We start from the raw sequence: 24,966 nt of genomic DNA on the forward strand, positions 1-24,966 counted from the left end.
TGCCCCGGCTTGCGTAAAAAGGCATTTTGGTTTTCAAATAAGGCCCTGATTTCGTGAAAAATCTTTTCCGATTTCAGGGTCTTTTCGTTTGGGCTTGCCGGGTCAGCTCCGGAAAGAGAATATGCCGTTGACAGTACTGGAGGTGAAAAGGTGGAATTTAGCAGTTCTTTGCCCATTTATATACAGATCATGAATTTAATTAAGACAAAGGTGGTTTCCGGTGAAATCGATAGAGGGGAAAAACTGCCATCGGTCAGGGAATTATCAAAGGAATTGAGGGTCAATCCGAATACGATCCAAAGAGTTTATCAGGAACTGGAGCGGGAAGAGCTGGTGAAAACGCAAAGAGGAATGGGAACTTTTGTAACAGAGGACAGCCTTATCATCAGCCAGTTAAAACAAAGCATGGCTGCCGCGGTCATAGATCGTTTTTTCAGAGAAATGGAAAATTTGGGTTTCCAGCCCGATGAAATCAAAAAAATGATATCGGAAAGGTTTATGGAAGGGAATGAATAAAATGAAGAATATTGTAGAAATGAACGGGCTGACAAAGCATTATTTTCGTAAAAAAGCCCTCGATCAGTTGAATTTAACGATAGAGGAAGGAAAAGTCGTTGGAATATTAGGCCCGAATGGGAGCGGAAAAACAACGCTGATTAAAATTTTAACCGGCCTTTTACGGCAAACAGGCGGAGAAGTACGGATTGACGGACACAAAGTGGGCGTGGCAACAAAATCCATTGTTTCTTATTTGCCTGACCGTAATTTTCTGTATAAATGGATGCGGATCAAGGATGCTTTAAAATTATATCAGGATTTTTATGAGGATTTCGATGAAAAGAAGTTCGAAGCATTACTTGATTTTATGAAATTGGAAAAAGACATGAAAATTGATACGTTGTCAAAAGGCATGCATGAAAAACTGAACCTCTCGCTTGTCCTGGAAAGAAATGCAAAATTATATATTCTAGATGAGCCAATCGCCGGCGTCGACCCGGTTGCAAGAGACCAAATATTGGATGCGATTATCGGCAACTTTCGCGAAAACAGTTCGATGATCATTACGACGCATTTAGTCAGGGATATGGAAAGCATGCTGGATGAAGTGGTCTTTTTAAAAAATGGCCGAATTGTTTTGACGGGAAATGCAGAGCAATTACGGGAAGAAAAGGGCAAGCAAATCGACGGAATCTATAAAGAAGTATTCGGGGCATAGGAGGGAAACCGGATGTTGAAATATGTAAAGTATGAAATAAGAGGAACGTACAAGTTTATTTTGGGCATATTGGCTTTGGTGTTCATTCTTTTAACCAGCATGTATGCCTATTCTAATAAGGAAGGCTCGCTGTTTCATTCAGCGCAAATCTTTATGTCAATTGGTGTCATGCTATTATTTGGTGCGGCTCTCATTGCATTCCTCTACATCGTCGGCTCGTTTCGAAAAGAATTGTATGAAGACAGTGGCTACCTTACCTTTACATTGCCGTTGACAGGAAATCAAATTCTTGGATCTAAGAGCCTCTGCCAAAATAAAAATATACCCTTGAGCGAGGCTCTGGAAAATTAATTATCCCGATTTTTTTTGCCTTTTCATCCAGATTTTCAATTTACATCCAGATTTTTAATTCAATAGAAGTAAAACGGTCATTTTTCTTCAAAAAAAGGGCATACGTATCCCGCCTTCACAAAATGGTTTTTTTCACTACCCTTTGTGGAAAGAAAACGTTCATTTGAGTTATTCACATATCCACCTGTGAATAACTTAATTTGCTCTTTGCAGCCGATTGCGTGTCCATCCACAATTGGCCTTTCCTGTCTGATGGTACGCCATATTTGCCATGATATGCATAGATATCATGCATCGATCTACATGAGCTTCAACTGCCTGCTTCCCACGCTTGTGAACACGACGGAGACTGTATCCGTCTTTTAGAATGCCAAAGATTCTTTCGATGATCGTCCTGGCACTATATAACACTTCAAATGTGCGACCATGTTGCGGCAACTCGACATCTACTTGAGGCGTTTGATCAAAGTCTATCCTAAATACTCTTCCTTGTGCTGCCCCATTACAACATTCCGCGTGATTCGCTAGCGGGCAGGTGAGACCTTCTTGCTTGGCATTTGGATGAAATACAGGACAAGTGTAAATATATTGCCCCTTTTCCCGATCAGATCCTCTAAGTTCCATTTTATGTCCACTGATACAGATGGGAGTGCCGTACCGGTTGATTTTTTCAATCCCTCGGGCGGTAGTTGGTTTATCTTTACGGTTCCGTGGATTGATCGGTGCCACCAATTTCGCCTGTAATACATCCTTTGTCACTTTTTGATTTTCCGGCGTTTGGTAGATTCCATCTGCCAGGATAAAGCTCAACTGCTCAGCCATCTCGGGGTGCTCTGCCTTAAACGTTTCCAATGTCGGTTCTAATGTTTTCCCATCGGGTGTATTTCCTTTAAATACTTCCCGCGTCAAAGGCAAACCGGATCTCACCCCGCATACCATTGATAATTTATGCGCAATATAGGAGACTGCATTACTTTTACGCATTACCCCTACATTGTCGTCCGTAAGGACTCTGGGGCAATCGCAATTACCCTCACAAGAACACGTCTTCCTTGTTTTATTCAAGGTTGCTTCTGCCTCTATATGCGATGTATCCACGGCGGCTGCTTCCTCATTCGTTTCAACCACGCCTTCCCCTTTATTATATTCAACAACCAATAGCCGGGCTTTTTCCCAAAGACCATTTGTTGTCATGATTTGATCAAAACGAGCAAAGGAACGGTAGCTCGGAATTTTCTCCGTAAATCCACACATGGTGGCAAATAGCGGGTTTGATTTCACTTGCAAATAGACACTCTCCACCATCACTTCAATATACTGTAAAGAGGCCAGTTCAAAAGCACGAAAAAAGGGCATGAAAGGATGCGGTTTTCTCCCAGTGGAAGGGAGATGAAATAATGAAGACGCAGACTTGTCTTCTTCCTCCGTTATTGAAAATAGTGCCGGTTGTATTTCATTAGAAGGATCATGTGCTCTTTCATTTTTTAGGTGCAAATATAAAAGGGTGTAGTATTCTCGTTCAATCGGCTTAAAAATCTCCCATGGGAAACACATGGCTGGAATGACAAATGGTATATCGGCATAGTCTTGCCAATTGTGGGGAATCAAATTTTGTTGTATTGAAAAGTCTCTGGTTTGTGTTAGAATAGAAATAGTCATGAAATCACTCCCTGGATATTTGGGCGTACTTATATCTTAACAAAGGAGTGGCTTTCATGGCTCTTTTTTTTTCAAAAAAAATCATCCTTTTCCGTTTTACAATATTTACCACAGGAATGAGTAGCCTAATCTATTGAAACTCGCCCAAAGCCTCAAAAAGTGATAAAATTCTGGCACTTATAATAAGCAAATTTATCCTATTAAAATCAAAAACTCACAATTTCTTTTTATATTTGTCATAATGTTCCTACAAACGTCTTTTTTCTTTAGTGGAATAAATCAACGAACTTTAATTGTCTGACTGCTTACAGTTTCAGGGGATATAGCATTTTGGCAAGGGCTCTGAAAAAATTCAATCAATTTTTTTGTAAGTCCCCCATTTCCAAAACGGATAAATTTATGCTGCCCGGATCCATTTTCTGTCTCCCTGACAAATTTAAGAAAAGCTAATATATAGATTCGTCGAGAAATAATCTCTTCCAACCCATGTTCATAAAACCAGTGATCAATGGTGTTATAGACCCCTCTATTGATGCCGTATTGTTGATGGCACCAATGAAAAAAACTCAAATCCGGCATATTTAAATACTTGTTCTCCCTTAGGGAGTTTTTCTTTTCTTTTCGAACGGGTGGCTCCCAATAGATTAGATTATACCCGTGGTGCTAGATAAAACTCAGACAAGCATAAAAATAGCCCTTGCTGGCGGATCTCCAGTAGAATGAAAGTGTCACCCAACATTCGAAAGGAGAGATCCCCCATGCAAGAGCACTTTCATTTTACTACAGATCCAGCCAAACTTCAAAAACAATATGCCGCTATTTTCTGTTTTGTTTCTGCCCAACTGTCGTTGATTCAAATGTATCTTCATCGCCGCAACCGTCACTTGGTCAAGCAAGAAGACGAAGTGGTCATGGCGGTTCACCTTTTGGGGAAGCTGCTGGGCTTTTCTTCCGAACGAGCCTGGCATCGTTTTGTCACGGGAAATTTGTTCACAAACGGCTCGTTTCTTGAACGCTCCCGATACAACCGCCGCTGCCGAGCGCTTGGTTTCGCCATCAAATGGATCCGTCATGAGCTGGCGAAACGTGGCCAACACCATGCTTATGCGGTCGTCGACAGCTTGCCTCTTCCGTTGTGCCATCCCGCAAGAATGCAGCGCGTCAAGCGGTTTCGAGGGATCGCGGATATGGGGTATTGTGCTTCCAAAAAGCAATGGTACTACGGTTTCAAGCTGCATCTTCAAGTGACCAATCAAGGGCTGGCCATGGGCTATGTCGTGACGGAAGCGTCCTGCCACGACGTCAAAGCCGCTGAAACGGTGATGACTCAAATCCCTCATCCCTACAACTTTGGGGACAAAGGGTACATCAGCCACGCTCTTCGAGAAAAGCTGTACGAAGAACACCAAGCCGCGTTCTGGACACCGTCTCGACACAATCAAAAGCACGGCCCATCCAAGGCATGGGAAGAATGGATCAGGAAAAAACGCAAAGTCATCGAGACGGTGTTTTCGATTCTCGTAGACCAATACCGGATCACCGACATTCGAGCGAATTCCATTGCCGGGTTTGAAGTGGCACTCGATGGCATCTTGTTGGCTTATTCCTTGGTCACACTAGGGCTGGTTGAGCGCTGACACTCAACTAGCACCACGGGTTAGATTATTGTTTGGCATATAGATTTCCTCCCTAATGTAGTGATTAATAAGCTAAAGAGATTCAAATACGCCTTGTAAAAAGGAACTCAGATGTTATGCTGGAATACTATAATCAATACTATTCTTATCGGAATTAATTGATTTATTTTTCTAAATATTAGCAACAGACCATTTAAAAGTCAATACCTTAAAGTTTTATTTTCATTTTTTCCATTCTATATTAAAAACCAACTTGATTTATAGGAATAATGTGTTTAAAATAAATCTCAAACTTTATTGGAAAGGAGTAAGGAGATGAGTATTCGGGAATACAAGATTCATTCCAGACAGGATATTATTGACTTTGTCAATTCCAATCCCGTCACCCCAAAAGGAAAGAAAATTATTTTAGTCGCATTAGGAGGGATTTTTGTAGATGCCTATGATTTCACTAGTCTGGGCATTGGAACAGATCAATTAAAAGAGCAATTTCATCTCTCCCCCACGGAACTAGGGAGTCTTACGGCGATTATGGCTTTAGGTGCTTTGTTAGGCGCTACACTCGGAGGATATTATACAGATAAGTTTGGAAGAAATAAGATGTTTCTTATAGACTTGTTTTTTATGGTATTTTCTGCTTTAGGAGCAGCACTTTCCCCTAATTTATTCTGGCTCGCCATCTTCCGTTTTTTGATGGGGATAGGCGTCGGGTTAGATGTGCCAGTTGCTTTAAGCTTTATTGCTGAGTATAGCAATTTGAAGAAGAAAGGACAGTATGTAAACTTGTGGTGCCCGTTATGGTACTTAGCCGCCACCGTTACAGGCTTCGTTGTTTTCCCTTTTTATTTTTTTGAACAACAAGAAGACCTTTGGAGATGGTCGGTTGGTTTTGGAGCAGTAGCCGCTCTTATCGTCTTGATCACAAGATATCTGTTCATGAATGAAAGTCCGATGTGGGCAGCCTATCACTTGCCTCTAAAGGATGCAGCAAATGTTTTGGAGAAAACTTATAAAATAAAAGCTGTGATTGTTCCCAACAAGGACCAGAACCTTGAAATTCCTGCAAAAAAACGATCGTATAAAGCGATTTTCCATGGAAAATATAAAATTACGTACATTATTAGCCTCTGTAATAACTTGCACACAAAGCATGGAATATTTCGCTGTTGGTTTTTATATCCCTACCATTTCTTCTATGATTTTTGGAAAAGATTTGATTTACGCCATTATTGGAACGATATTTTTTAATATATTTGGGGTCATAGGGGGATTTACTCAATCATACCTTACAGAAAAATTAGGAATTCGAAGACTTGCGATTATAGGTTACGTTATCGCTGCGGGCAGTTTATTGACCTTAGGTATAACGGGTAATCAATTCTCTGTCATATTACCTACAATTTTTCTCGCTTTATTTATATTTGGTCACTCTTTTGGTCCAGGTTCACAAGGAATGGCGATGGCGACTCTTTCCTATCCTACGGAATTGCGTGGTTTAGGAACGGGCTGGGGACAAGGTACAACCCGTGTCGGAAGTATATTAGGGTTTTTTATATTTCCTGTCGTCCTGTCTTTGGTAGGTTTTCAAACTACCATCCTTTTCTTGACGATTATCCCCACGATTGGATTGATCGCAACCGTTTTAATAAAATGGGAACCTATCGGAAGAGATATCGAAAAGGAAGCAGTTGAAAACACAATCTTACCACTAAGTGAAGGGAAAGCTTTTTAAAGGAAGTATCAGTTTCCATAATACAAGCTGATTGGTATTATGTCGCTTACAGACAGATAATTAAGAATATTCCGTTTTTTAAGCGATATTATGATGACGCTCACTAGTGTTTGAGGTGCTGAGGCTGTATAACATTTGGGGAATGGAAGATTCACGTTTTAGATTTAGGATGGACATCAAGATATCCATTCCCCTTAGCGTAAAGTTTCTCATTTGCTTTATGACCATATTATTTCAAACAAAAAAATATATATAATCCCATGTTATTGGCTTATCCTTGTTTTTTACAATAAAAAAAGCATGTAGACAAAGCTGTAAGTGCTTCGCTTTGTCTGCATGCTGATCTGTCCGTCATATGGATGCATTTGTAGGACTAAAACTTCTTCTCATTTATTCGTCTTGCAAGAAAGCGTTTTTCTAAATTTGTCCCTATTCTTTTCTAATTGTTCTAATTCTCTTTTCGTTATATTGTTTTTAGATTCTTCCATGAATCTTTCATAAGAAACAAATTTTCTTAACAGCATAACTTCTCCTTTCTATTATTATATGAATATAAGAAAGAGTGAACCGATCATTGCTCATAAAATTCTATAAACTCCTGAATCCGTGATGAATTGAAATCGACTTTGATTTTGTTGTAATTTTGATGGATTGATAATCCATAAAACCCTTTTTATGCTTATGACCTATGTCATCTCTATTTCCGAAAATGGAACAAATCTCTTTTTTAGGTATACGAACCAAAAAAATAGACAAAAAAGCACAGGGAGTGACGTTGGACATTAGTGCCCGAACATTCGTTCGTTATCTTGCCTCTCTCCATTTCTGATAGACGTTCAGTAGGGGCTCGCTATAACCACTCCTTCGCGTCAGTTTCATCCAGATCTGTCGTGATCGACGGACGAGTCGCCCTGCCATCGTGATCACCGTCTGAATAATCGTCTTGATGCGGCGGCGTTTCACTTTGTGGTGCAACGGATGTCTCGGATCGCTTAATAGATCTTGTCCAATCAGACGAAGAAGATTGTAAACGAAGGCTCCCATGACCAACACGAGCGCATTCGTTTTCATCTTCCCAGATGGAAGCCGCTCTAAATCTAAGTCGCTCTTCAGTTCGCTATGAAACTGTTCGCATGTCGCATGGTCATGATACAACGCGAGCACATCGCTCATTCGAACATGCTCGTATCCTTTGAGCCGCACCCAATAGCTTTCCACTTCATAATCAGGAACGAGCATCAGCTGTCCATTGCGTTCCATCGTCCGTTCCGTTACTTGGGTGACTTGAACGTACGTATACGTGTTTCCATCGATCGCTGCCTTCTGTGGAAGGCATAGCTCATAGGTTTGTACTCCTTCGCTTTGTCCATCATCGACACGTTTGCCCTTTTGCGAAGCGATCTGGAACCAAAGCGCTTTCGATTCTCGGCGTAAGTTTCGCTTGATGACAAAGTCCACGTCTTCCTTTAGGCATACGTGCACATTCGCTTCTGCATCGTTTCCTGCATCCATGCGAACAAGCAGACGAGATGAAGTCAGTTGACGAGCTCGACGGATAGCGGTGACTAAAAACGAGGGCATGTTGTCTTGCACATGTTGTTTCCCTGGACGCAACTCGGCATGAACGAGATACCCTTCCTTCCCTGCATACGCAAACAACGGTGTAAAACCGTCAAATCCTTTATACGTTCGACTGACTCCTTCTTTTTTCGTATCGGAGTTGTCAAATGGGGAACCATCTATATCAAGGGGAAGCCATGTCGTCTTTCCTTTGGTCCAACAAGGGGACAAAGTGGCATGTCGTTGAATCAACAGACGTATGGACTCCTCCCAAAGAATCGTTTCGGTCATCGGAAGACAAGCGAGCTGATCGAGTCGTTGTCGCAAGGTTGGAGAGGAAGGCACGTGCTGAATCCCCATCGATGCCGAAAAGATATCGTCCTGACGATACGCTTCGATATGATCGAAATCCGTTTTTCCTGTGGCAAGCAAGCCAATCATCGAGCGAATGACATCGCTATGGGAAATGTGCACTTCTCGACGAACCGTTGGAAGCCGAAGTGCGTTTACCCGTTTATCCAGTTTCGTTCGATGGAGTAAGTAGCCAACGAGAGCAAGCCCAGCACTTGGGGTAATCGCTTCATCTGTCAATACAAACCGAATCGGGAAATCTTTCATCACATCACCTACTTGATGAAGAATCGTCAACGTCGTTTTTCCTTATCGTATCAACGGTTTGCGACCATTGTAAAGATGTTTTGTCACGGATTCAGGTAAACTGTCTATTTGGCAAAAAAACACATTCTTTTTATCGCTGCTGCAAATTCCAATGAAATGGATCTTCTAATGATTTCCAATCACGATCAAACTCATCAGGAGTTAGAAGGCATTTATCTAAATCTTCTATCAATTCAGGTGGATTTAAATCTCTACCTATGAAAACAAGTTTCGTATGTCTATCTCCAAACTGAGTATCCCAATCATCTAATAGTTGAGGCTCTTCTCTAAAAATCTGTTCTTGTTCCCGCTTAGGCAGGGAGGCTACCCAATAAGAAATAGGTTCTATGGATACAGAAGGACCCGCCTGCGACAGCAGCAATGCCAAATCATTTCGAGTTGCACACCAGGCAATCCCTTTCGCTCTCACGATATTTTTGGGCATAGAGTGGATCCAATTGTTAAATCGTTCTGAGTGGAAAGGAAGACGCCTTGCATATACAAAAGAAGAAATGCCATATTCCTCTGTTTCCGGTGTGTGATTTTGATGTCCACTTGTTAATTCTTTTATCCAACCAGCGGAAGAACTTGCTTTTTCAAAGTCAAATAGACCCGTATTTAATATCTCATTTGGTCTGATAACTCCATTGATCGTACGGATGATTTTAGCATCCGGTTGGAGAGTTTTCAGCACATTTTCAAGTATGTCCAAATCCTCTTTCGTCACAAGATCACATTTATTGATGATCAGAACATCACAAAATTCAATTTGATCAATCAGTAAGTCTGCGATTTCTCTCGTATCGTTTTCTCCTACCGCTTCCTTGCGATCCAGTAAACTGTCGCCTGATTGAAAATCGTGCCAAAAACGATAAGCGTCTACTACTGTTACCATAGTATCTAATCGGCAAAATTTAGTTAAATCAATTCCCATTTCTTCATCAATATAAGAGAAAGTTTGGGCAACTGGTACAGGCTCGCTAATCCCGGTAGACTCGATGAGAATATAGTCGATGTTTCCTTCGTTAGCGATTCTCTCAACCTCTATTAATAGATCTTCTCGAAGTGTACAACAAATACAGCCATTAGACATTTCAACAAGCTTCTCATCTGTTCGAGACAACCCTCCACCCTGCTTTACCAGATCTGCATCTACATTAATTTCGCTCATATCATTTACTATTACGGCAACTCTTAAGCCATCCCTATTGTTCAAAATATGATTGAGTATCGTGGTTTTGCCAGAACCTAAATACCCGCTCAATACTGTAACCGGTATTTTCTTTTTATTCATCATCATTCCTCCTGAACATTGAAAATGATTTGAAGCGTTCTTTTCGACCAATAAATTCAAAGAAACGAATACTTTATTTTCCATTTCGTCGCAAGAACTGTTTATTGATAAGGAGATCACCATTGTTGCCGTTTTAATTTATAAATGAAAACGCGGGATTTTTTCTAAACCACGAATCCGTTTATCATTATTTTTGAACGGTAATGGAAGCTATAGCATCATGCAGATGAATAGATTCCTCATTTCTGCATTCGATTGTAAACGATTCTATCCACTCTATTTCGTAAAGATCTGCCGCCACAAGACGTACCATATCTTCTACAAAACGAGGATTTTCATAAGCTTGTTCGGTTACTATCTTTTCATCTGTTCTCTTCAATACAGGATGAATACATGCACTCGCATTAGATTCTGCTACATGTAATAAAACTTTCTTCCAGTCCGTTTCATCTTGATAACGAGGTGAAAGTTGAACCTTCATGGTCACATATCCCCGCTGATTATGAGCTCCATACTCACTTATTTCTTTTGAACAAGGGCATAACGTTGTAATTCCGCAAGTTAATGCCACTTCATTTGTAAAGCCCGATTCCTGATGGTATTGAGTCACCATTTTTGCATGGGCATGGTTAAGACCTGTTAACTCCGAAGAAGGTCCTGTACGTTCATAAAACCACGGGAAATTCACTTCTATTTTCGTATCTTTTTGCTCTAATCGTTGTGACAACTCTCGTGCAAAATCATGTAAAGTAGAAAAATTCAACGTAAATCCTTTATGCCTGTATTGTTCTAACTGTTCCATAAACCGACTCATGTTGGTCCCTTTCTGGTTATGCGGGAGACTGGAAGTTAAAGAAAACGTCGCTATGGTCGTTTGTTGTTTCGGAGGCAGTAGACTATTTACGTTAACAGGCAGTTTTACGTTGCTGATTCCAACTTGATCGATAGAAAATAAGAAATGATTCTTTTGACTTTGTACATCTGCCATCTCGTGTTTTTGAGTTGGTTTTATTTTTGTACCTGGTGAGACAGATCCAAACAATCTATGCCTTTCTTTTTTTGGCGGAAGTTGAATATTCATGTTTTTCACCCTGTCTTGCGATGATTGTAAAGCGATGTCGTCTTTTCATATAATTCCCACATAAAGAAACATCCTAGCGATAAGAGAATCGATACTACGTTCATTTCTTGAAAAACTGAGTTTGACGTTATTTCGTTTCCCGATGCAATGTATATCTTTTTAAACGCGGTGAATACTTTCTTAATTCTAAACGCTCTGGATGTGTACGTTTATTTTTCGTAGTAATATAATTTCGATCTCCAGTTTCTGTGCAAGCTAATGTAATTTTGACTCTCATTTTCTCTCCTCCTTTAGGTTAATAAGATGCTAAAAATGGTGGAATTGGATCCTTAAATAAAGACCAATCTTGTTGACCCTCTTCTTCCGTTAGCAAACACTGACCCAACGATTGTTCAATGGCTGATTGGTTCATATGAATACCAATCATGACCAATTCCGTCATTCGATCACCTTATGTTTCACCCCAACTTATTTGAATACTTTCTCCATAATTGTCCCATCCACTACTTAGAAATACTCTTTTTGATAATCGAAATCATTACGATTTAATGATTGTCACGATATCCCCTGTTTGCTGAAAATACAGTTTTCCCTCCGGCTCTGTCAAATTCCCCTGCTAATCAAAAATTTTAAAAGAAACATCTCTTCGATCCGATAGTTCCTTATCTAAGTAAATGCGGCTTTCTGTTGCCTTTAGCTGTATGAATGAATTTTATCTATTTGAGACTCCCCCCTCTTTTTATCCAGCAACCATTCCCAGAATCACAGTAACGCCAAGTAAATGTTTATGTATTTGGGCACTCATTTTTTCAAAGCGATACTTCTATCTTTGGAATGTTTTCATTGGACTAACCTGTTTATTCCACCAATAGATAATCGATCCTTACTAGCACATTTTAAAACGTAATGATTACGATTTGCAAGATAAAAATGAAAAAATGTGAAAAATTTCATAAAAAGGTGTCATTCATCTATAAGATCGGTTCCACTTACATAAAAGATATGATCATTAAAAAATAAATTTCTTTCAACGAAAAGATAAGACTTCGATTCCGTGAATAAAATACTTTATTAAAGCATATAGTGTTCCATTTGTACTACTCCCAGATTCCTCTCTTTTCGAAGCAGTTGCTCACTTGCCTTATGAACAGAATGAATATAATTTTCCAAATTCACACTTTTAAGGCCTTCCCCTTCTAAATCATATGAAAAAAGGAAAAGATACTGCCAACATGTGAATGATCATTTCAAAAATGAGTGATTACTCACTTTACAAAATCCTCTTTTCCATGAACTATAAAAGTGAGTAATCACTCAAGAAAGGAAGGAGACTCTATGCCCGAAAAACCGTGTATTTCTTTGGAACACGTCTCTAAACGTTTTGGGAAAAAGAAAGTCATTGAAGATGTATCATTAGAAGTTTTCAGAGGGGAAATTTTTGGAATGCTTGGACTTTCTGGGGCTGGAAAAACGACAATTGTCAAAATGATCGCTGGAATCGATGAACCTACCGAGGGAACGATCGATGTGTTGAATACAAAAATGCCAAACCTTCATGTCATGAAACAAATTGGTTTTATGGCTCAGTCTGATGCCTTATACAATGAATTAACAGCCTTGAAAATTTACAGTTTTTCGCTTCTATTTATGGATTAAAAGGGAAAAAGCAAAAGCAGCGTATCAACGAAGTCATGCAGCTGGTGAATTTAACAGATCATTTAAAAAAGAGCGTCAGCCAATTTTCCGGTGGGATGAAGCGGCGTTTGTCACTTGCCGTTTCTTTATTACATGAGCCGGAAGTTTTAATCCTAGACGAGCCAACAGTCGGAATTGACCCATTGCTTCGCCAAGCCATTTGGGATGAACTGGACCGAATTCGACAAAACGGAACAACGATTGTCGTAACTACTCACGTCATGGATGAAGCAGACAAATGTGGACGTCTTGCCATGATTCGCGACGGTTGTCTCATCGCGTTAGGCAGTCCGGAGGAATTAAAGAACCGGACGAATTCTCGAACCATTGAAGAAGCATTTTTATATTTTGGAGGTGCACGACAATGAGAGTCCGCGCGATCGTCATTCGTATCATTCGCCAATTTTTCCGAGACAAACGTACACTTGCGCTCATGATTGTGGCTCCCATGTTTATCCTTTTTTTAATGAATCTTGTGTTTAATGGAAAAGATTATAAACCAACGATTGCGGTTGATCCCAACGTTCCTGAAGTTGTTGTTGAGAAGTTAGCTAAACATGATGCGGATGTTAAAGAAATGACAAAAACGACCGCTCATCACCAATTAAAAACGCAGCAAGTGGATGCGTTTTGTATAAGGGAGCTCCAAAGATGACGTTAGAAGGAAGCGATCCCAATGTGAATAAAGCTGTCCTTTTGACGGTGCAAAAAGCGATGCAAGAATTAGCTCCTCAAACACCATCCATGCATTTAAAAACGTCTTATTTACACGGTTCCGAAGATATGGCGTTATTCGATTATTTCGGACCGGTGTTAATCGGCTTTTTCATATTCTTTTTCGTATTCTTAATCGCAGGTGTTTCTTTCCTTCGCGAGCGCACAGGAGGAACATTAGAACGAATACTAGCCACTCCTTTAAAACGTTGGGAAATCGTAGTAGGGTATGTCATCGGATTTGGGATTTTTACCACTTTTCAGGCGAGCTTAATCTCTTGGTTTGCGATTGATATTCTTGACATGATAATGGAAGGCTCATTCTTATACGTCCTTTTTATTACATTTTTATTGGCCATGACCGCTTTGACTTTGGGAACGTTGCTGTCTGCCTTTGCTAATAATGAACTGCAAATGTTTCAATTTATACCGTTGGTCATTGTCCCGCAAATTTTCTTTTCCGGGTTGTTTAACTTAGAAACCATGCCAGAGTGGCTTCGTTCATTAAGCGTTGTTATGCCTCTCACATACGGAGCGGATGCGCTTCGGGAAATTATGATTCGCGGCAACGGCTGGAATGAAATTGCCCAAGACGCCTATGTATTACTTGGTTTTTCCGTTTTGTTTATGATATTAAATGTGATAGCATTAAAAAAATACCGAAAACTGTAAGGGGTAGTATGAATGAACGAGCAACAGTGGATCAAAGAGCTGTTGAAAGTGAACGGTGAAGACGTCAAACTGAGCGAAAAGCAAATAAAAATTTTAGAAGCGGCCATTGAAATTTTCGCTGAAAAAGGATATGCCTCTACTTCGACGAGTGAAATCGCCAAACGGGCAGGCGTGGCTGAAGGAACGATTTTTCGCCATTATAAGACGAAAAAAGACTTATTATTAGCGATTGTGAATCCAACACTGATTAAATCCGTTGCTCCGTTTTTGGCAAAGGAATTTGTGAAAGAAGTATTTGAAAACGAATATCAACATTTCGAAGATTTTATTCGAGTGCTTCTCAAAAATCGTTATGATTTTGTTAAGAAATATTTGCCTGCAATTCGTGTATTCTGGCAGGAAATTGCATTTCTTCCTGAAATCAAGGAGCAATTGCAGTTTATTTTTACGAAACATGTGTATGAGAAGTTTAAAAAAATTATTGAACATTTCCAAAAAAAGGGAGAGGTTGTCATGATCCCTCCAGAGTCTGCCATTCGGATGATTATTACAACCATAGTTGGATTTTTCATCACTCGGTTTATCGTATTGCCGCATCACAACTGGGATGATGAAACGGAAAAAGCAGAAATTGAACGAACCATTCAATTTTTGATGCATGGGCTTCAGCAAAAATAAAAGGACCGTGAAAGTTTATCACAAATGACAAAAACAAAATCTTTTCACTTATGACGATCCTTCCATTCTTATTTAAAATCAAAAGAAAAACGGATCTTGCATAAAGAAAGGCTGGTTCAACATCGCTAAAAGAATATTGAACCAGCCTGTTTTTTCATATATCGGGTGTGGAAGCAAATGCCTGATGGTTGAAATTAGAATGTATGAGCTAAATCTTTTGCACGAGCAATCGCTTTTTCTTTGATTTCTTGCGCTTTTTCAGGCATAGCATTTTGTCCTTCAATAAATAAACCTTCAAAAGAAGGAACACCAAAGAAATTCATTACCGCTTGCAAATAACGATGACCCATTTCCATATCGGCTGCAGGGCCTTCTGAATAAATACCGCCCCGTGCTTGGATATGTAGTGCTTTTTTGTCTGTTAGCAAACCGATAGAACCTTCTTCGGTGTATTTAAATGTTTTTCCAGCTACTGCAACCGAATCAATGTATGCTTTCATAACGGGCGGGAAAGAAAAATTCCACATTGGAGTGACGAACACATATTTATCAGCGGCTACAAATTGGTCGCATAACTCAGCGAGGCGTCCCACTTTTGCTTGTTCATCTGCAGAAAGTTCTTCAAATTTTTTCCAGAGCGAAGTTTTTCCCATCCGTTTAATACATCCGCATCAATTTGTGGGATATTTTCTTTGTAAAGGTCAATGTGTATAACTTCATCATTTGGATTTACTTCTTTATAAGTGTCGATAAACGCTTTTCCTGCAGCCATGCTGAAAGATTTTGTTTCATCAAATGGATGTGCAGTAATGTATAAAACTTTTGCCATTTTTGTTCCACCTTTCTTCATTTATATTAAATTAAAGATATTTTATTGTTGTCTTAATAACAGCAATTTCATACCAATGAAATTGTCTCTAAATTAAATATCTTTAATTCGAGATTATAATACCGTACTTTTATTTTTTTGTCTACCAATTTTATTTAAAAAATGATCAAACGAATAGAACGATTCATTAAAAACATTTTTATCACAATGAACGCTTCCTGCATCTTTTGGGGGCTTACTTCCTTTAAAGAAATGAACCAACACATGGATCCATTCAAGCGAAATGATCTTTTTTATTCCTGTCTACAGGTTGGTGAAATTTCTATGGCTCAACCTGCCACTTGGACCCCCTCTATAAGAAAGCTCATCACCCCTCTTATAAAAGTTCCACCCTTGTATGTCATTGCTTACAACTTGATGGAATATTCCATTTCCTCTAAACAAATACTAATTTCATCATGGAAACATCCAGAATATGTTGCCACGAACCAACACAAAACAGGTGATAACGATGAAATTATTCCTACCATTAGTTGTCCAGATCCTATCATCTTTTTATTTCATGATTTGGAGTAGACGACATGAAATAAAATAAGATCAGAAACTTTACATTCGGTTAATGATTGGCGGATTTATCTGGTCACAACTTCAAACCGAATACTTGATTTGGCGTATCAATAAAAAGATAGAGCAGGATTGTAATAAATAAAGCTTCGATGGAAGAAATAACTTCTTCCACTTCAATGTCTCAATTGGCTCAAAGACTACAGACCACCGTCCAGCGATTCAAAATTTAATGGTTTAGCACCCTAATGGGGTGTGCCGTTCGAACATGGGGCCTGACCCCCATTGGGTGACATATCGTTGGACGGAGAGAAGTATTCAATACACTTCTCTCTTTTTAAGGACGGGAAGTACAATAGTGCGCAAATTGACAAAACTCTGGCGGCGGCAGGCGCTTAAAAATCATGGATGTGAAACAACTAATTCACAATCTCCCTCAATTGTAAATCTCCCTAACCCTACAGGAATAATAAGATGAGTTCCCTTTTTCAGCTCATATTTCTGATCTTTATGAACAATATTTCCTTCGCCCTTGATTACACTAAGAAGTAAATATTGATCTGGAAATGAAAAAGTAGCTTTTCCCCTAACGTCCCATTTATAAACCGAGAAAAAGTCAGACTGTACGAACGTGGTAATGGCGACATTCTCTTTTTTCTCCACTGTGGGGATAATCGAAGCATCATGATGCGGTACATTGATCACATCAATCGCTTTTTCTAAATGCAGCTCCCGCAAGTTTCCGGCCGCATCCCTGCGGTTATAATCATACACCCTATAGGTTGTGTCAGAGCTTTGCTGCGTCTCTAAAACAAGCGTCCCTTCACATAGGGCATGAATGGTACCGCTTGGCACATAGAAAAAGTCACCAGGTTTGATGCTCACCTTTCGAAGTAACTCATTCCATTTTCCCTCATTTATTTGCTGTCTTAATTCTTCCTTCGTTTTAGCATTGTGGCCGAAAATAATGTGGGCATCCTCTTTGCAGTCAATCACATACCAACACTCTGTCTTTCCCAGTTCTCCATTTTCATTAGCCATCGCATAGGTATCATCCGGGTGAACTTGTACCGATAAATCCTTATTCGCATCTAAAATTTTTGTTAATAAGGGAAATACCTTTTCCGTTGAATTCCCAAAAAGTTCCGGTTGTTCTCTCCATAGCCTGTCCAGAGTCATTCCAGCATAATCTCCATTTTCTATGACAGAGGGACCATTCGGATGAGCTGAAATTGCCCAACATTCCCCTGTTTGATCGGAAGGAATAGCATAGCCAAATTCTTTTTGTAATGTAGTTCCTCCCCAAATTCTCTCTTTAAAAACTGGTTTTAAAAACAATGGTTGCAAAATAACTGCCTCCTAATCATATTAGCCTAATCTAACTTTCTTCTCTTCTTGAAGGGCTTGTTGTGCAAGCAAAAGCGCTCCCGTGATTCCAGCATCATTTCTCAGACCAGGACTGACAATATAATCTGAAAGATCGGGTAATACGACATACTGGTTAACAAGTTCCGGCAAATACTTAAAAATTGAAGAAAATACTGTCTTTTGGTTCATGACTCCTCCACCAAGGATAATCTTCTTTGGAGAAAGAATGATAATACCCGTGGTGCTAGTTGAGTGTCAGCGCTCAACCAGCCCTAGTGTGACCAAGGAATAAGCCAACAAGATGCCATCGAGTGCCACTTCAAACCCGGCAATGGAATTCGCTCGAATGTCGGTGATCCGGTATTGGTCTACGAGAATCGAAAACACCGTCTCGATGACTTTGCGTTTTTTCCTGATCCATTCTTCCCATGCCTTGGATGGGCCGTGCTTTTGATTGTGTCGAGACGGTGTCCAGAACGCGGCTTGGTGTTCTTCGTACAGCTTTTCTCGAAGAGCGTGGCTGATGTACCCTTTGTCCCCAAAGTTGTAGGGATGAGGGATTTGAGTCATCACCGTTTCAGCGGCTTTGACGTCGTGGCAGGACGCTTCCGTCACGACATAGCCCATGGCCAGCCCTTGATTGGTCACTTGAAGATGCAGCTTGAAACCGTAGTACCATTGCTTTTTGGAAGCACAATACCCCATATCCGCGATCCCTCGAAACCGCTTGACGCGCTGCATTCTTGCGGGATGGCACAACGGAAGAGGCAAGCTGTCGACGACCGCATAAGCATGGTGTTGGCCACGTTTCGCCAGCTCATGACGGATCCATTTGATGGCGAAACCAAGCGCTCGGCAGCGGCGGTTGTATCGGGAGCGTTCAAGAAACGAGCCGTTTGTGAACAAATTTCCCGTGACAAAACGATGCCAGGCTCGTTCGGAAGAAAAGCCCAGCAGCTTCCCCAAAAGGTGAACCGCCATGACCACTTCGTCTTCTTGCTTGACCAAGTGACGGTTGCGGCGATGAAGATACATTTGAATCAACGACAGTTGGGCAGAAACAAAACAGAAAATAGCGGCATATTGTTTTTGAAGTTTGGCTGGATCTGTAGTAAAATGAAAGTGCTCTTGCATGGGGGATCTCTCCTTTCGAATGTTGGGTGACACTTTCATTCTACTGGAGATCCGCCAGCAAGGGCTATTTTTATGCTTGTCTGAGTTTTATCTAGCACCACGGGTTGATAATATATTGCATTAAGGCCTGAGCAAGATAGAATCCTTCCATTTCCCACACTTCAACTCTGTCCGCTAAATGAATCCCTTTATCTCCCCAGCGCTCTTCAATCGCCGGACCTGATGCAAGCCCCTCCAAACAATCACGGTGATAGGGGCACTTTCCTTGATATGTATCATTTGGATGGCGTCTTACCAAGATATGCCCCATTTCCGGATGTGTCAATCCTTGAAGGAGTTTGCCCTGTACTACGGCTCCGGCGCCAATTCCCGTACCAACGGTAATATATAAGCAACTGTCCAAGCCTTTGGCAGCGCCACGGGTGACCTCTCCCAACGCTGCAGCGTTGACATCCGTATTAAAACCAATTGGCAAAGAAAAGGCTTCTTTCATAGCCTCAACAAACGGAAAATCACGCCACGCTACTTTTGGTGTAGACTTAATGTACCCATAGGTTGGACTCTCCCTATTGACATCAATTGGGCCGAATGATCCAATCCCAATCGCATCCAGTTGATATTTTTTAAAAAAAGCTATTACCTTTCCGATTGTTTCCTCCGGCACTGTCGTTGGGATCTGAATCCGTTCGGCAATATTTCCCTTTTCATCCCCAACAGCGCAAACAAATTTTGTCCCGCCTGCTTCAATTCCGCCAAATATCATGCATTCCTCCAAAAGATATTTTTTATGTGTCAATGTACCACCTGCGATGGCTACATTTTACAATTTTGTTACGTCTCCTGTATCATCCCTCTAACACTAGATGCGCCTATTGATTCTGCCTAATTCAAGGAGTAAAAGACATCGTCCCCTGCTTTGGTTTTTTCCAAATAAAATATAAAGCTGGAACCATCAAAACGTACACAATCGGAAAAAGACTAAACGAAACTGGCAGAAGCTGATCAATATGAAAGTATTTTCGCATCGCCAAGAATAAAAAAATTCCAAACATTCTTCCCACGCCAAGAGGTATTTCACGAATGATAATATAATCGAGCCGTTTTTCCCTATATTGAGGATCCCTTTCAATCGCTTCATAAATCATAGCATTCATTGAAGTAGTGATTATGTTCATGGCAACCGGTTGGATAACTGCAAAGATTACTAACGTTAGTAATACAGGGAGGATTGATATTAAAACAGAACTCAATAAGATACTAACCGAACCGATCGCAAAAATAGCAACCCGATAATCCGAATTGGAAAACCTGGCAAGTGCAACAAACGCCAGGATGGATACAATTTGCGCCGCACTATTGTAAATGCCTAAATTCAGTTCGCCCCCAGCTATTTTAAATGTCATCATGGTAATGAGGAACGTTGAGTAAGTGCCGGATACAATTCCATCAGCAAGCATAACTTTGTACATTTTTTTCCATTCCCGAGATGGATTCTTGATAACATCCCAAAAATAGCTTTTAGCTGTAACCGGACTTCCTTTGACTTTTAAAGAAGTTAAAAAGGCCAATAAAAAGAATACACAAGTAGTAATAAAAACAATATAATAGCCTGTCATACTCTTAAATTGGGAAATTAAAATGCCAGATAGCAGCGGTGCAATGACGCCTCCGATGGTAAGTAATATCCCCTGTACGTATAAAAATGTATCCCGCTTTTCATTTGAGGTTAAATCCAAAACGGCCATATGCACGCCTACATAGTATAGACTCATGGCCAGGCCATTCGTAGTACCTAATAGAATAATATGTTCTCTTAATGATTCATGGAAAATAAGCATGATTAGGTAGGTAAGGAGGTAACCAATAAACCCCAGTCTCATTGTAAACATCGGGTTTGTCTTCCTGGCCAGCCATGCACAAAGCCCAAAACAGATAATGATCATAACGGACCAATACAAACTATAATAGGCCAATAATGAATAAGTTTTATCCATTTTCCACAGAAAGACATTTTGAAATACACCCGATAACGAAGTACCAAAGGTAAAAAAGGTATTCATCATCAAATAAAATTTCAATTCTGTGGAAAAGGATTTAAAAATAGATGACATGCAATGAAATCTCCTTTTAGACATACTCGCAAAATAGGAAACTGTCCTGCAAAGGCAGCTGAACCCGTACTATTATAAATGAAAGTTACTATAGCTAAGATATACAATGAATCTCCCAAGTTAGCAATGGATTGGCTAATCCAAAGCAACCGGAACGATGAAAGTTGATTCACTTCGCTCCCTCTTTCAATAGAATTTTGTTTAGTACTACTACATAGCTACCGTAGGAAGATTGTCGCCATTCTTAATCCCAAACATCAGTGAAAAGCACTACACTCTACTGTTGTATCAAGAGTCTTTGATGGAATAAGAACCGTTTGACCATCTACCTTCAAGATGAATACATTCGTTTCCCAAATTATAGGATCTATCGCGATTCCTATTTGTTGTTTTCTTCTTATTCAACCAGCTGGAGCCATTCCATTGATCATTCTTATTCGTCAGAAAAACAAACGAATTATCATATGAAAAGGGGTTCTATATGATTTTCCTTTAAAGTAAAATATTTACATACAAAAGAGGGTCTTTTGGAAGAAGTTTTTTCACTTACCGTCTTCAGTTTTAAGATCATTATAATGAAATATTCAAAAAGTTGGTGTTAGAATGACTCTTTTGCATGATTTAAAAATACTAGATTTTTCAAGTCTACTGCCTGGACTCTATGCATCCATGATGTTAGCAGATTTAGGGGCTGATGTGTTGCGAGTCGAGTCTCCAACAAGGCATGATTTGATAAGGCAATTTCCTCCAATGGATGGTGAACAATCAACATCTCACTGTTATTTAAATCGTTCGAAGCGCTCGATCGCACTGGATTTAAAAAAGCAAGAAGCTGTGGAGATAGTAAAGCGCCTAGTGAAAGAATATGACATTATCATTGAACAATTCAGGCCAGGTGTGATGGATCGGTTAGGTGTTGGATATGAAGCTTTAAAGAAAATCAATCCCCGAATCATTTATTGTTCCATTACAGGATTTGGGCAATCAGGCCCTTACAAAGATCGTCCTGGACATGACAACAATTATCTATCTCTATCAGGTGTAGCCGACGGTATGAGAAGAAATGGAGAAAAACCAATTGCTTCAGGTATACAAGTAGCGGATGTTGCGGGCGGGTCGCTGCATGCCGTCATTGCCATTTTAGCAGCCGTTTACTATCGAGAAAAAACCGGGGAAGGTCAATGGCTGGATATAAGTATGACGGCTGCTGCATTCGCCTTAAATGCCATTTATGGTTCAGGAGTTTTGGCAGGAGGTGTGGAAATAAAACCAGAATCAATGCTGTTAAATGGTGGGACTTTTTATGATTATTATGAAACAAAAGATGGCCGCTATTTTTCAGTTGGGAGTCTTGAACCACCGTTTCGGAAAGCATTATGTGAAGGGATTGGGAGACCTGATTTAATCCATCTTGCAATGAGCGAAAATCTAGAAGACATTCATGTTTTCAAAGAAGAGGTTCAAAAGACATTTCAACAAAAAACGTTTAACGAATGGTGTGATATTTTCTACGACTTTCAAGCATGCGTAGAACCAGTCCTTACCTTTTCTGAAGCAAGTGAACATCCCCAATTGAAAGCGCGAGAAATGATCGTAGAAGTTCCTAAAAAGGATGGAACGACTCAAAAGCAAATCGCATGCCCGATCAAATTTTCAGCTGGAAAAGCTCAATATAAACATGTAGGGAGTCTATTAGGAGAACATACAGAGGAAGTATTAGAAGAGTTAGGTTATACGAGAGAAGAAGTGCTTAAGTTAAAAGATAAAGGAATTTTTGGCTAATTTATAAAAAAGTTGAATAGTGTTTTAAATATGCTTACATGTGTTTCAAACTAATTTTTTTGCAAAAAACTTTTTCATGGAAGCAATATGCTTTCTCTCAAGGAGGAGTTAAACTGTGAACCGCACAAGCCAGCTTGTTCAATATTTTTTGGCCCATCGCAGCGTTACAGCGGAACTAGTGAACAAAATCGAAAAGGAACATTATGACTATAAACCAACGCCGACCTCCATGTCAGCAAAAGACCTCGTTACACATATACTTGTGACATTTTATAAACTTGCAAAAGTCGCAAAGAGCGGCAATCCAGCAGTGCTCAAAGAAAAAATCGAGGAAACCGAATCAGACTTGCGCAAAATGGCAGAAATCTATACAGAAAAAACTAAAAGCTTATTAAAATCGCTTACAGGTGAAGAATTAGACCGCATCCTTGACCTTACGGAAAGTTTTGGCATGAAAATCCCTGCCCATCAATTTCTTCAAACAGCGATGGATCATGAAATTCATCATAAAGGGCAGCTTTTCGTGTACGTACGTGAAATGGGACATACCGAACTTCCTCTTTTGTGAAACGAGGTTAAAACAGTTGAAAAAAGGGCTGACTAAACATCTCCTTTTTCGATGTAGAGTCAGCCCCTCATTATTATAGTGACAAGTTATTTGCCACGTGATTCACTCTGCAATAATACGGATTAGCCCAATTTCGGTTCGGATTTCCGTCACCATATCTTTGCCTAGAACCCTGTTGACTTTCGAATCATTTCCAAGCATGCTTTTATCTTCTGCTCCTAATAGCGGGATAGATCCGTTTATTTCATCCAATTCGGGAAAGCAGAGATTCATTTGATTATCATTTTATCTCTTTTGATCATGACTATTTAATAGAAATGATGGTGGGTTATTTTTTTGTTTATGATATTATTTTCTTAAATTGCAATATTAAATGCAACAAGTATTGAAAGACCAGATAACCCATGATTAAGTAGAATCGGGACACTCTGCGCGACTTGACGTGGAGTGGTGGGCATGGTAGCCTGGTTGGCCCAGCCAGTACCGTATACCTGGCTTCATGGCTGGTAGCCATGCCCGCAGAGGCTCTTTGTCAAGTTGCTAAAAACCAACCCTTTGGGTTAGCTGGCTTAAGGTTAAGAAGCTAAGCCAGCTAACTCTATTTGGAAACACTCCTCAGGTGTACGATAATTGAGGATCTTCCTTGGAAGATGGTTACACCAATTTTCAACATAGGTAATGGTTTCGTCTGCCACAGAGGAAATGGGTCTCCCCTTTGGTATGAAGCGCCTAATAAGGCCATTATGACGCTCGTTGGTTCCTCGTTCACAGGATGTGTAAGGGTGTGTAAAATAAACCTCTGTTAGATCTTTTTCAACACTAAGGCCGAGGTCAGCAAATTCAGAACCGTTATCAGCCGTAATGGTTTTAAACACTTTAGAGAACCGATTACCATAAGACACTTTCAACTGAGATATGACTTCTGAAACGGATAGACTATCCTTGGCTGTCACTCTCAAAATTATTTCTTTACGGGTTTTGCGCTCAGTAAGAGTCAATAAGGCCTGATCTTTAGTCTTCTTGCCTATAACCGTATCAATTTCCCAGTGACCAAACTCTTGGCGTTCATTGACTTCAATTGGTCGCTCATCGATACTGCGTCCTAAGATCTTCTTATTCTTCCGGTTACGTTTTTTCTTGGTGTTCAGGGTAATTTTCATAGGTAGGTCAATGTTTTTAACGCCTATAAGTCCTAGATCAATATAGTTATAAAGGGTCTTGGTGCAAACCATTTTGTCTTTGAATTTCCCATCACGTTTGGCTCTCCCACATACCGCATCAGGAGACCATTTCTTATCAAGGATCTGAGTTTCGGCATACTTAATAAACTCGATGGCATCGTCTAGTTTTAGCTTGCGGCCACAGGCTTTCCTGTTTCTCTCATAGAGAAGTTGACCTGTGTCTGGAAAATAGACATGAACAATTTTCCCGTTGCTTTTTCTTTGTGGCACTGTACCTCTTCTTAACTCACGGGAGATGGTGCTTTTGTGACAACCAACATAATCTGCAATCTCCTGTTGAGTCTTACCAGCAGCGTGTAAGGCCGCAATTTTCCCACGGTCATAAGCCGTTAAGTGTTTGAAATGCCGAGCTCCTATGGTAGAATTAGTAATTGCCATAGATAAATCCTCCGTATCGATATTGTTTTAGTCGACTTAATCATA

19 protein-coding genes and 5 pseudogenes are annotated in these 24,966 nt (G+C 40.1%); 11 read left to right on the plus strand and 13 right to left on the minus strand.

Annotation, left to right across the window (positions count from 1 at the left end):
• Window positions 1-150: 150 nt before the first annotated feature.
• The 3 genes from N1I87_RS12580 to N1I87_RS12590 are packed head-to-tail and all read left to right on the plus strand — an operon-like array spanning window position 151 to window position 1,567.
• A complete protein-coding gene (locus tag N1I87_RS12580) occupies window positions 151-516 on the plus strand; it encodes a GntR family transcriptional regulator (RefSeq protein WP_029142962.1) in 366 nt (121 codons plus the stop codon).
• A gap of 1 nt (window position 517) precedes the next feature.
• Window positions 518-1,216, plus strand: a complete 699-nt coding sequence (locus N1I87_RS12585) for an ABC transporter ATP-binding protein (protein ID WP_341102060.1) — start codon at window positions 518-520, stop codon at window positions 1,214-1,216.
• 12 nt (window positions 1,217-1,228) lie between these two features.
• Complete coding sequence (locus tag N1I87_RS12590; RefSeq protein ID WP_341102066.1) at window positions 1,229-1,567, plus strand: hypothetical protein; 339 nt, start codon at window positions 1,229-1,231, stop codon at window positions 1,565-1,567.
• Window positions 1,568-1,762: 195 nt separating this feature from the next.
• Here the strand turns inward: N1I87_RS12590 and N1I87_RS12595 are convergent, their stop codons facing one another.
• On the minus strand, window positions 1,763-3,226 hold the full coding sequence (locus tag N1I87_RS12595) for a transposase (protein ID WP_328192315.1): 1,464 nt from the start codon (window positions 3,224-3,226) through the stop codon (window positions 1,763-1,765).
• Between the two features lie 758 nt (window positions 3,227-3,984).
• Between N1I87_RS12595 and N1I87_RS12600 the strand changes: the two genes are divergently transcribed.
• The 3 genes from N1I87_RS12600 (at window position 3,985) to N1I87_RS12610 (ending at window position 6,595) form a co-directional block, all read left to right on the plus strand.
• Entirely contained in the window at window positions 3,985-4,863 is an 879-nt protein-coding gene (locus N1I87_RS12600) for an IS982-like element ISGsp1 family transposase (RefSeq protein ID WP_011231214.1), read from the plus strand.
• A gap of 315 nt (window positions 4,864-5,178) precedes the next feature.
• Window positions 5,179-6,111, plus strand: coding sequence for an MFS transporter (locus N1I87_RS12605; protein ID WP_341102069.1), 933 nt, complete (start codon window positions 5,179-5,181; stop codon window positions 6,109-6,111).
• Window positions 5,996-6,595, plus strand: a complete 600-nt coding sequence (locus tag N1I87_RS12610; RefSeq protein WP_341103383.1) for an MFS transporter — start codon at window positions 5,996-5,998, stop codon at window positions 6,593-6,595. The genes N1I87_RS12605 and N1I87_RS12610 overlap by 116 nt, the downstream gene beginning before the upstream one ends.
• Window positions 6,596-7,399: 804 nt before the next feature.
• Here N1I87_RS12610 and N1I87_RS12615 read toward each other — a convergent pair.
• From N1I87_RS12615 to N1I87_RS18090, 5 genes are all read right to left on the minus strand, one after another.
• Complete coding sequence (locus tag N1I87_RS12615) at window positions 7,400-8,773, minus strand: IS1380-like element ISGsp2 family transposase (protein WP_044899598.1); 1,374 nt, start codon at window positions 8,771-8,773, stop codon at window positions 7,400-7,402.
• Between the two features lie 130 nt (window positions 8,774-8,903).
• Window positions 8,904-10,106 (minus strand): GTP-binding protein, encoded by a 1,203-nt coding sequence (locus N1I87_RS12620; RefSeq protein ID WP_270584119.1) that lies wholly within the window; start codon window positions 10,104-10,106, stop codon window positions 8,904-8,906.
• 187 nt (window positions 10,107-10,293) lie between these two features.
• Window positions 10,294-11,187: a GTP cyclohydrolase FolE2 gene (folE2, locus tag N1I87_RS12625; protein WP_341102072.1), complete on the minus strand. Its 894-nt coding sequence runs from the start codon at window positions 11,185-11,187 to the stop codon at window positions 10,294-10,296.
• A 127-nt stretch (window positions 11,188-11,314) separates the two neighbouring features.
• Entirely contained in the window at window positions 11,315-11,464 is a 150-nt protein-coding gene (gene rpmG / locus N1I87_RS12630) for a 50S ribosomal protein L33 (protein ID WP_048622957.1), read from the minus strand.
• Between the two features lie 18 nt (window positions 11,465-11,482).
• Window positions 11,483-11,629: a hypothetical protein gene (locus N1I87_RS18090; protein ID WP_445285695.1), complete on the minus strand. Its 147-nt coding sequence runs from the start codon at window positions 11,627-11,629 to the stop codon at window positions 11,483-11,485.
• An 893-nt stretch (window positions 11,630-12,522) separates the two neighbouring features.
• Between N1I87_RS18090 and N1I87_RS12635 the strand changes: the two are divergent.
• The 3 genes and pseudogenes from N1I87_RS12635 to N1I87_RS12645 all read left to right on the plus strand — a co-directional run bounded on the left by N1I87_RS12635 (window position 12,523) and on the right by N1I87_RS12645 (window position 14,946).
• Window positions 12,523-13,250, plus strand: a pseudogene (locus tag N1I87_RS12635) (ABC transporter ATP-binding protein).
• Window positions 13,247-14,268, plus strand: a pseudogene (locus N1I87_RS12640) (ABC transporter permease). The pseudogenes N1I87_RS12635 and N1I87_RS12640 overlap by 4 nt, the downstream one beginning before the upstream one ends.
• Before the next feature lie 12 nt (window positions 14,269-14,280).
• Window positions 14,281-14,946 carry a TetR/AcrR family transcriptional regulator gene (locus N1I87_RS12645; RefSeq protein WP_341102075.1) on the plus strand — a complete coding sequence of 222 codons (666 nt, stop codon included), beginning with the start codon at window positions 14,281-14,283 and terminating at the stop codon, window positions 14,944-14,946.
• Between the two features lie 194 nt (window positions 14,947-15,140).
• Here N1I87_RS12645 and N1I87_RS12650 read toward each other — a convergent pair.
• The 6 genes and pseudogenes from N1I87_RS12650 to N1I87_RS12675 form a co-directional block, all read right to left on the minus strand.
• Window positions 15,141-15,775 (minus strand): annotated as a pseudogene (locus N1I87_RS12650) (FMN-dependent NADH-azoreductase).
• Between the two features lie 966 nt (window positions 15,776-16,741).
• Window positions 16,742-17,689 (minus strand): mannose-6-phosphate isomerase, class I, encoded by a 948-nt coding sequence (gene manA / locus N1I87_RS12655; RefSeq protein ID WP_341103386.1) that lies wholly within the window; start codon window positions 17,687-17,689, stop codon window positions 16,742-16,744.
• Between the two features lie 18 nt (window positions 17,690-17,707).
• Window positions 17,708-17,941: pseudogene (locus N1I87_RS12660) on the minus strand (ROK family protein); the annotation flags it as partial.
• 21 nt (window positions 17,942-17,962) lie between these two features.
• Window positions 17,963-18,841 (minus strand): IS982-like element ISGsp1 family transposase, encoded by an 879-nt coding sequence (locus N1I87_RS12665; protein ID WP_011231214.1) that lies wholly within the window; start codon window positions 18,839-18,841, stop codon window positions 17,963-17,965.
• 106 nt (window positions 18,842-18,947) lie between these two features.
• Window positions 18,948-19,604 (minus strand): annotated as a pseudogene (locus tag N1I87_RS12670) (ROK family protein); the annotation flags it as partial.
• Between the two features lie 124 nt (window positions 19,605-19,728).
• Entirely contained in the window at window positions 19,729-20,730 is a 1,002-nt protein-coding gene (locus tag N1I87_RS12675; RefSeq protein WP_341102077.1) for an MFS transporter, read from the minus strand.
• A gap of 825 nt (window positions 20,731-21,555) precedes the next feature.
• Here N1I87_RS12675 and N1I87_RS12680 point away from each other — a divergent pair.
• The gene (locus N1I87_RS12680) at window positions 21,556-22,734 is read left to right on the plus strand and encodes a CaiB/BaiF CoA transferase family protein (protein WP_341102079.1); all 1,179 of its coding nucleotides are present in this window, start codon (window positions 21,556-21,558) and stop codon (window positions 22,732-22,734) included.
• Window positions 22,735-22,849: 115 nt separating this feature from the next.
• On the plus strand, window positions 22,850-23,302 hold the full coding sequence (locus tag N1I87_RS12685) for a DinB family protein (protein ID WP_341102082.1): 453 nt from the start codon (window positions 22,850-22,852) through the stop codon (window positions 23,300-23,302).
• 575 nt (window positions 23,303-23,877) lie between these two features.
• Here N1I87_RS12685 and N1I87_RS12690 read toward each other — a convergent pair.
• Complete coding sequence (locus N1I87_RS12690) at window positions 23,878-24,921, minus strand: IS30 family transposase (protein ID WP_048622401.1); 1,044 nt, start codon at window positions 24,919-24,921, stop codon at window positions 23,878-23,880.
• Window positions 24,922-24,966: the final 45 nt, after the last annotated feature.

It is taken from the genome of Bacillus sp. FSL W8-0102 (genome assembly GCF_038007225.1).
In the GTDB taxonomy this organism is placed as follows: Bacteria; Bacillota; Bacilli; order Bacillales; family DSM-4216; genus Bacillus_O; species Bacillus_O smithii.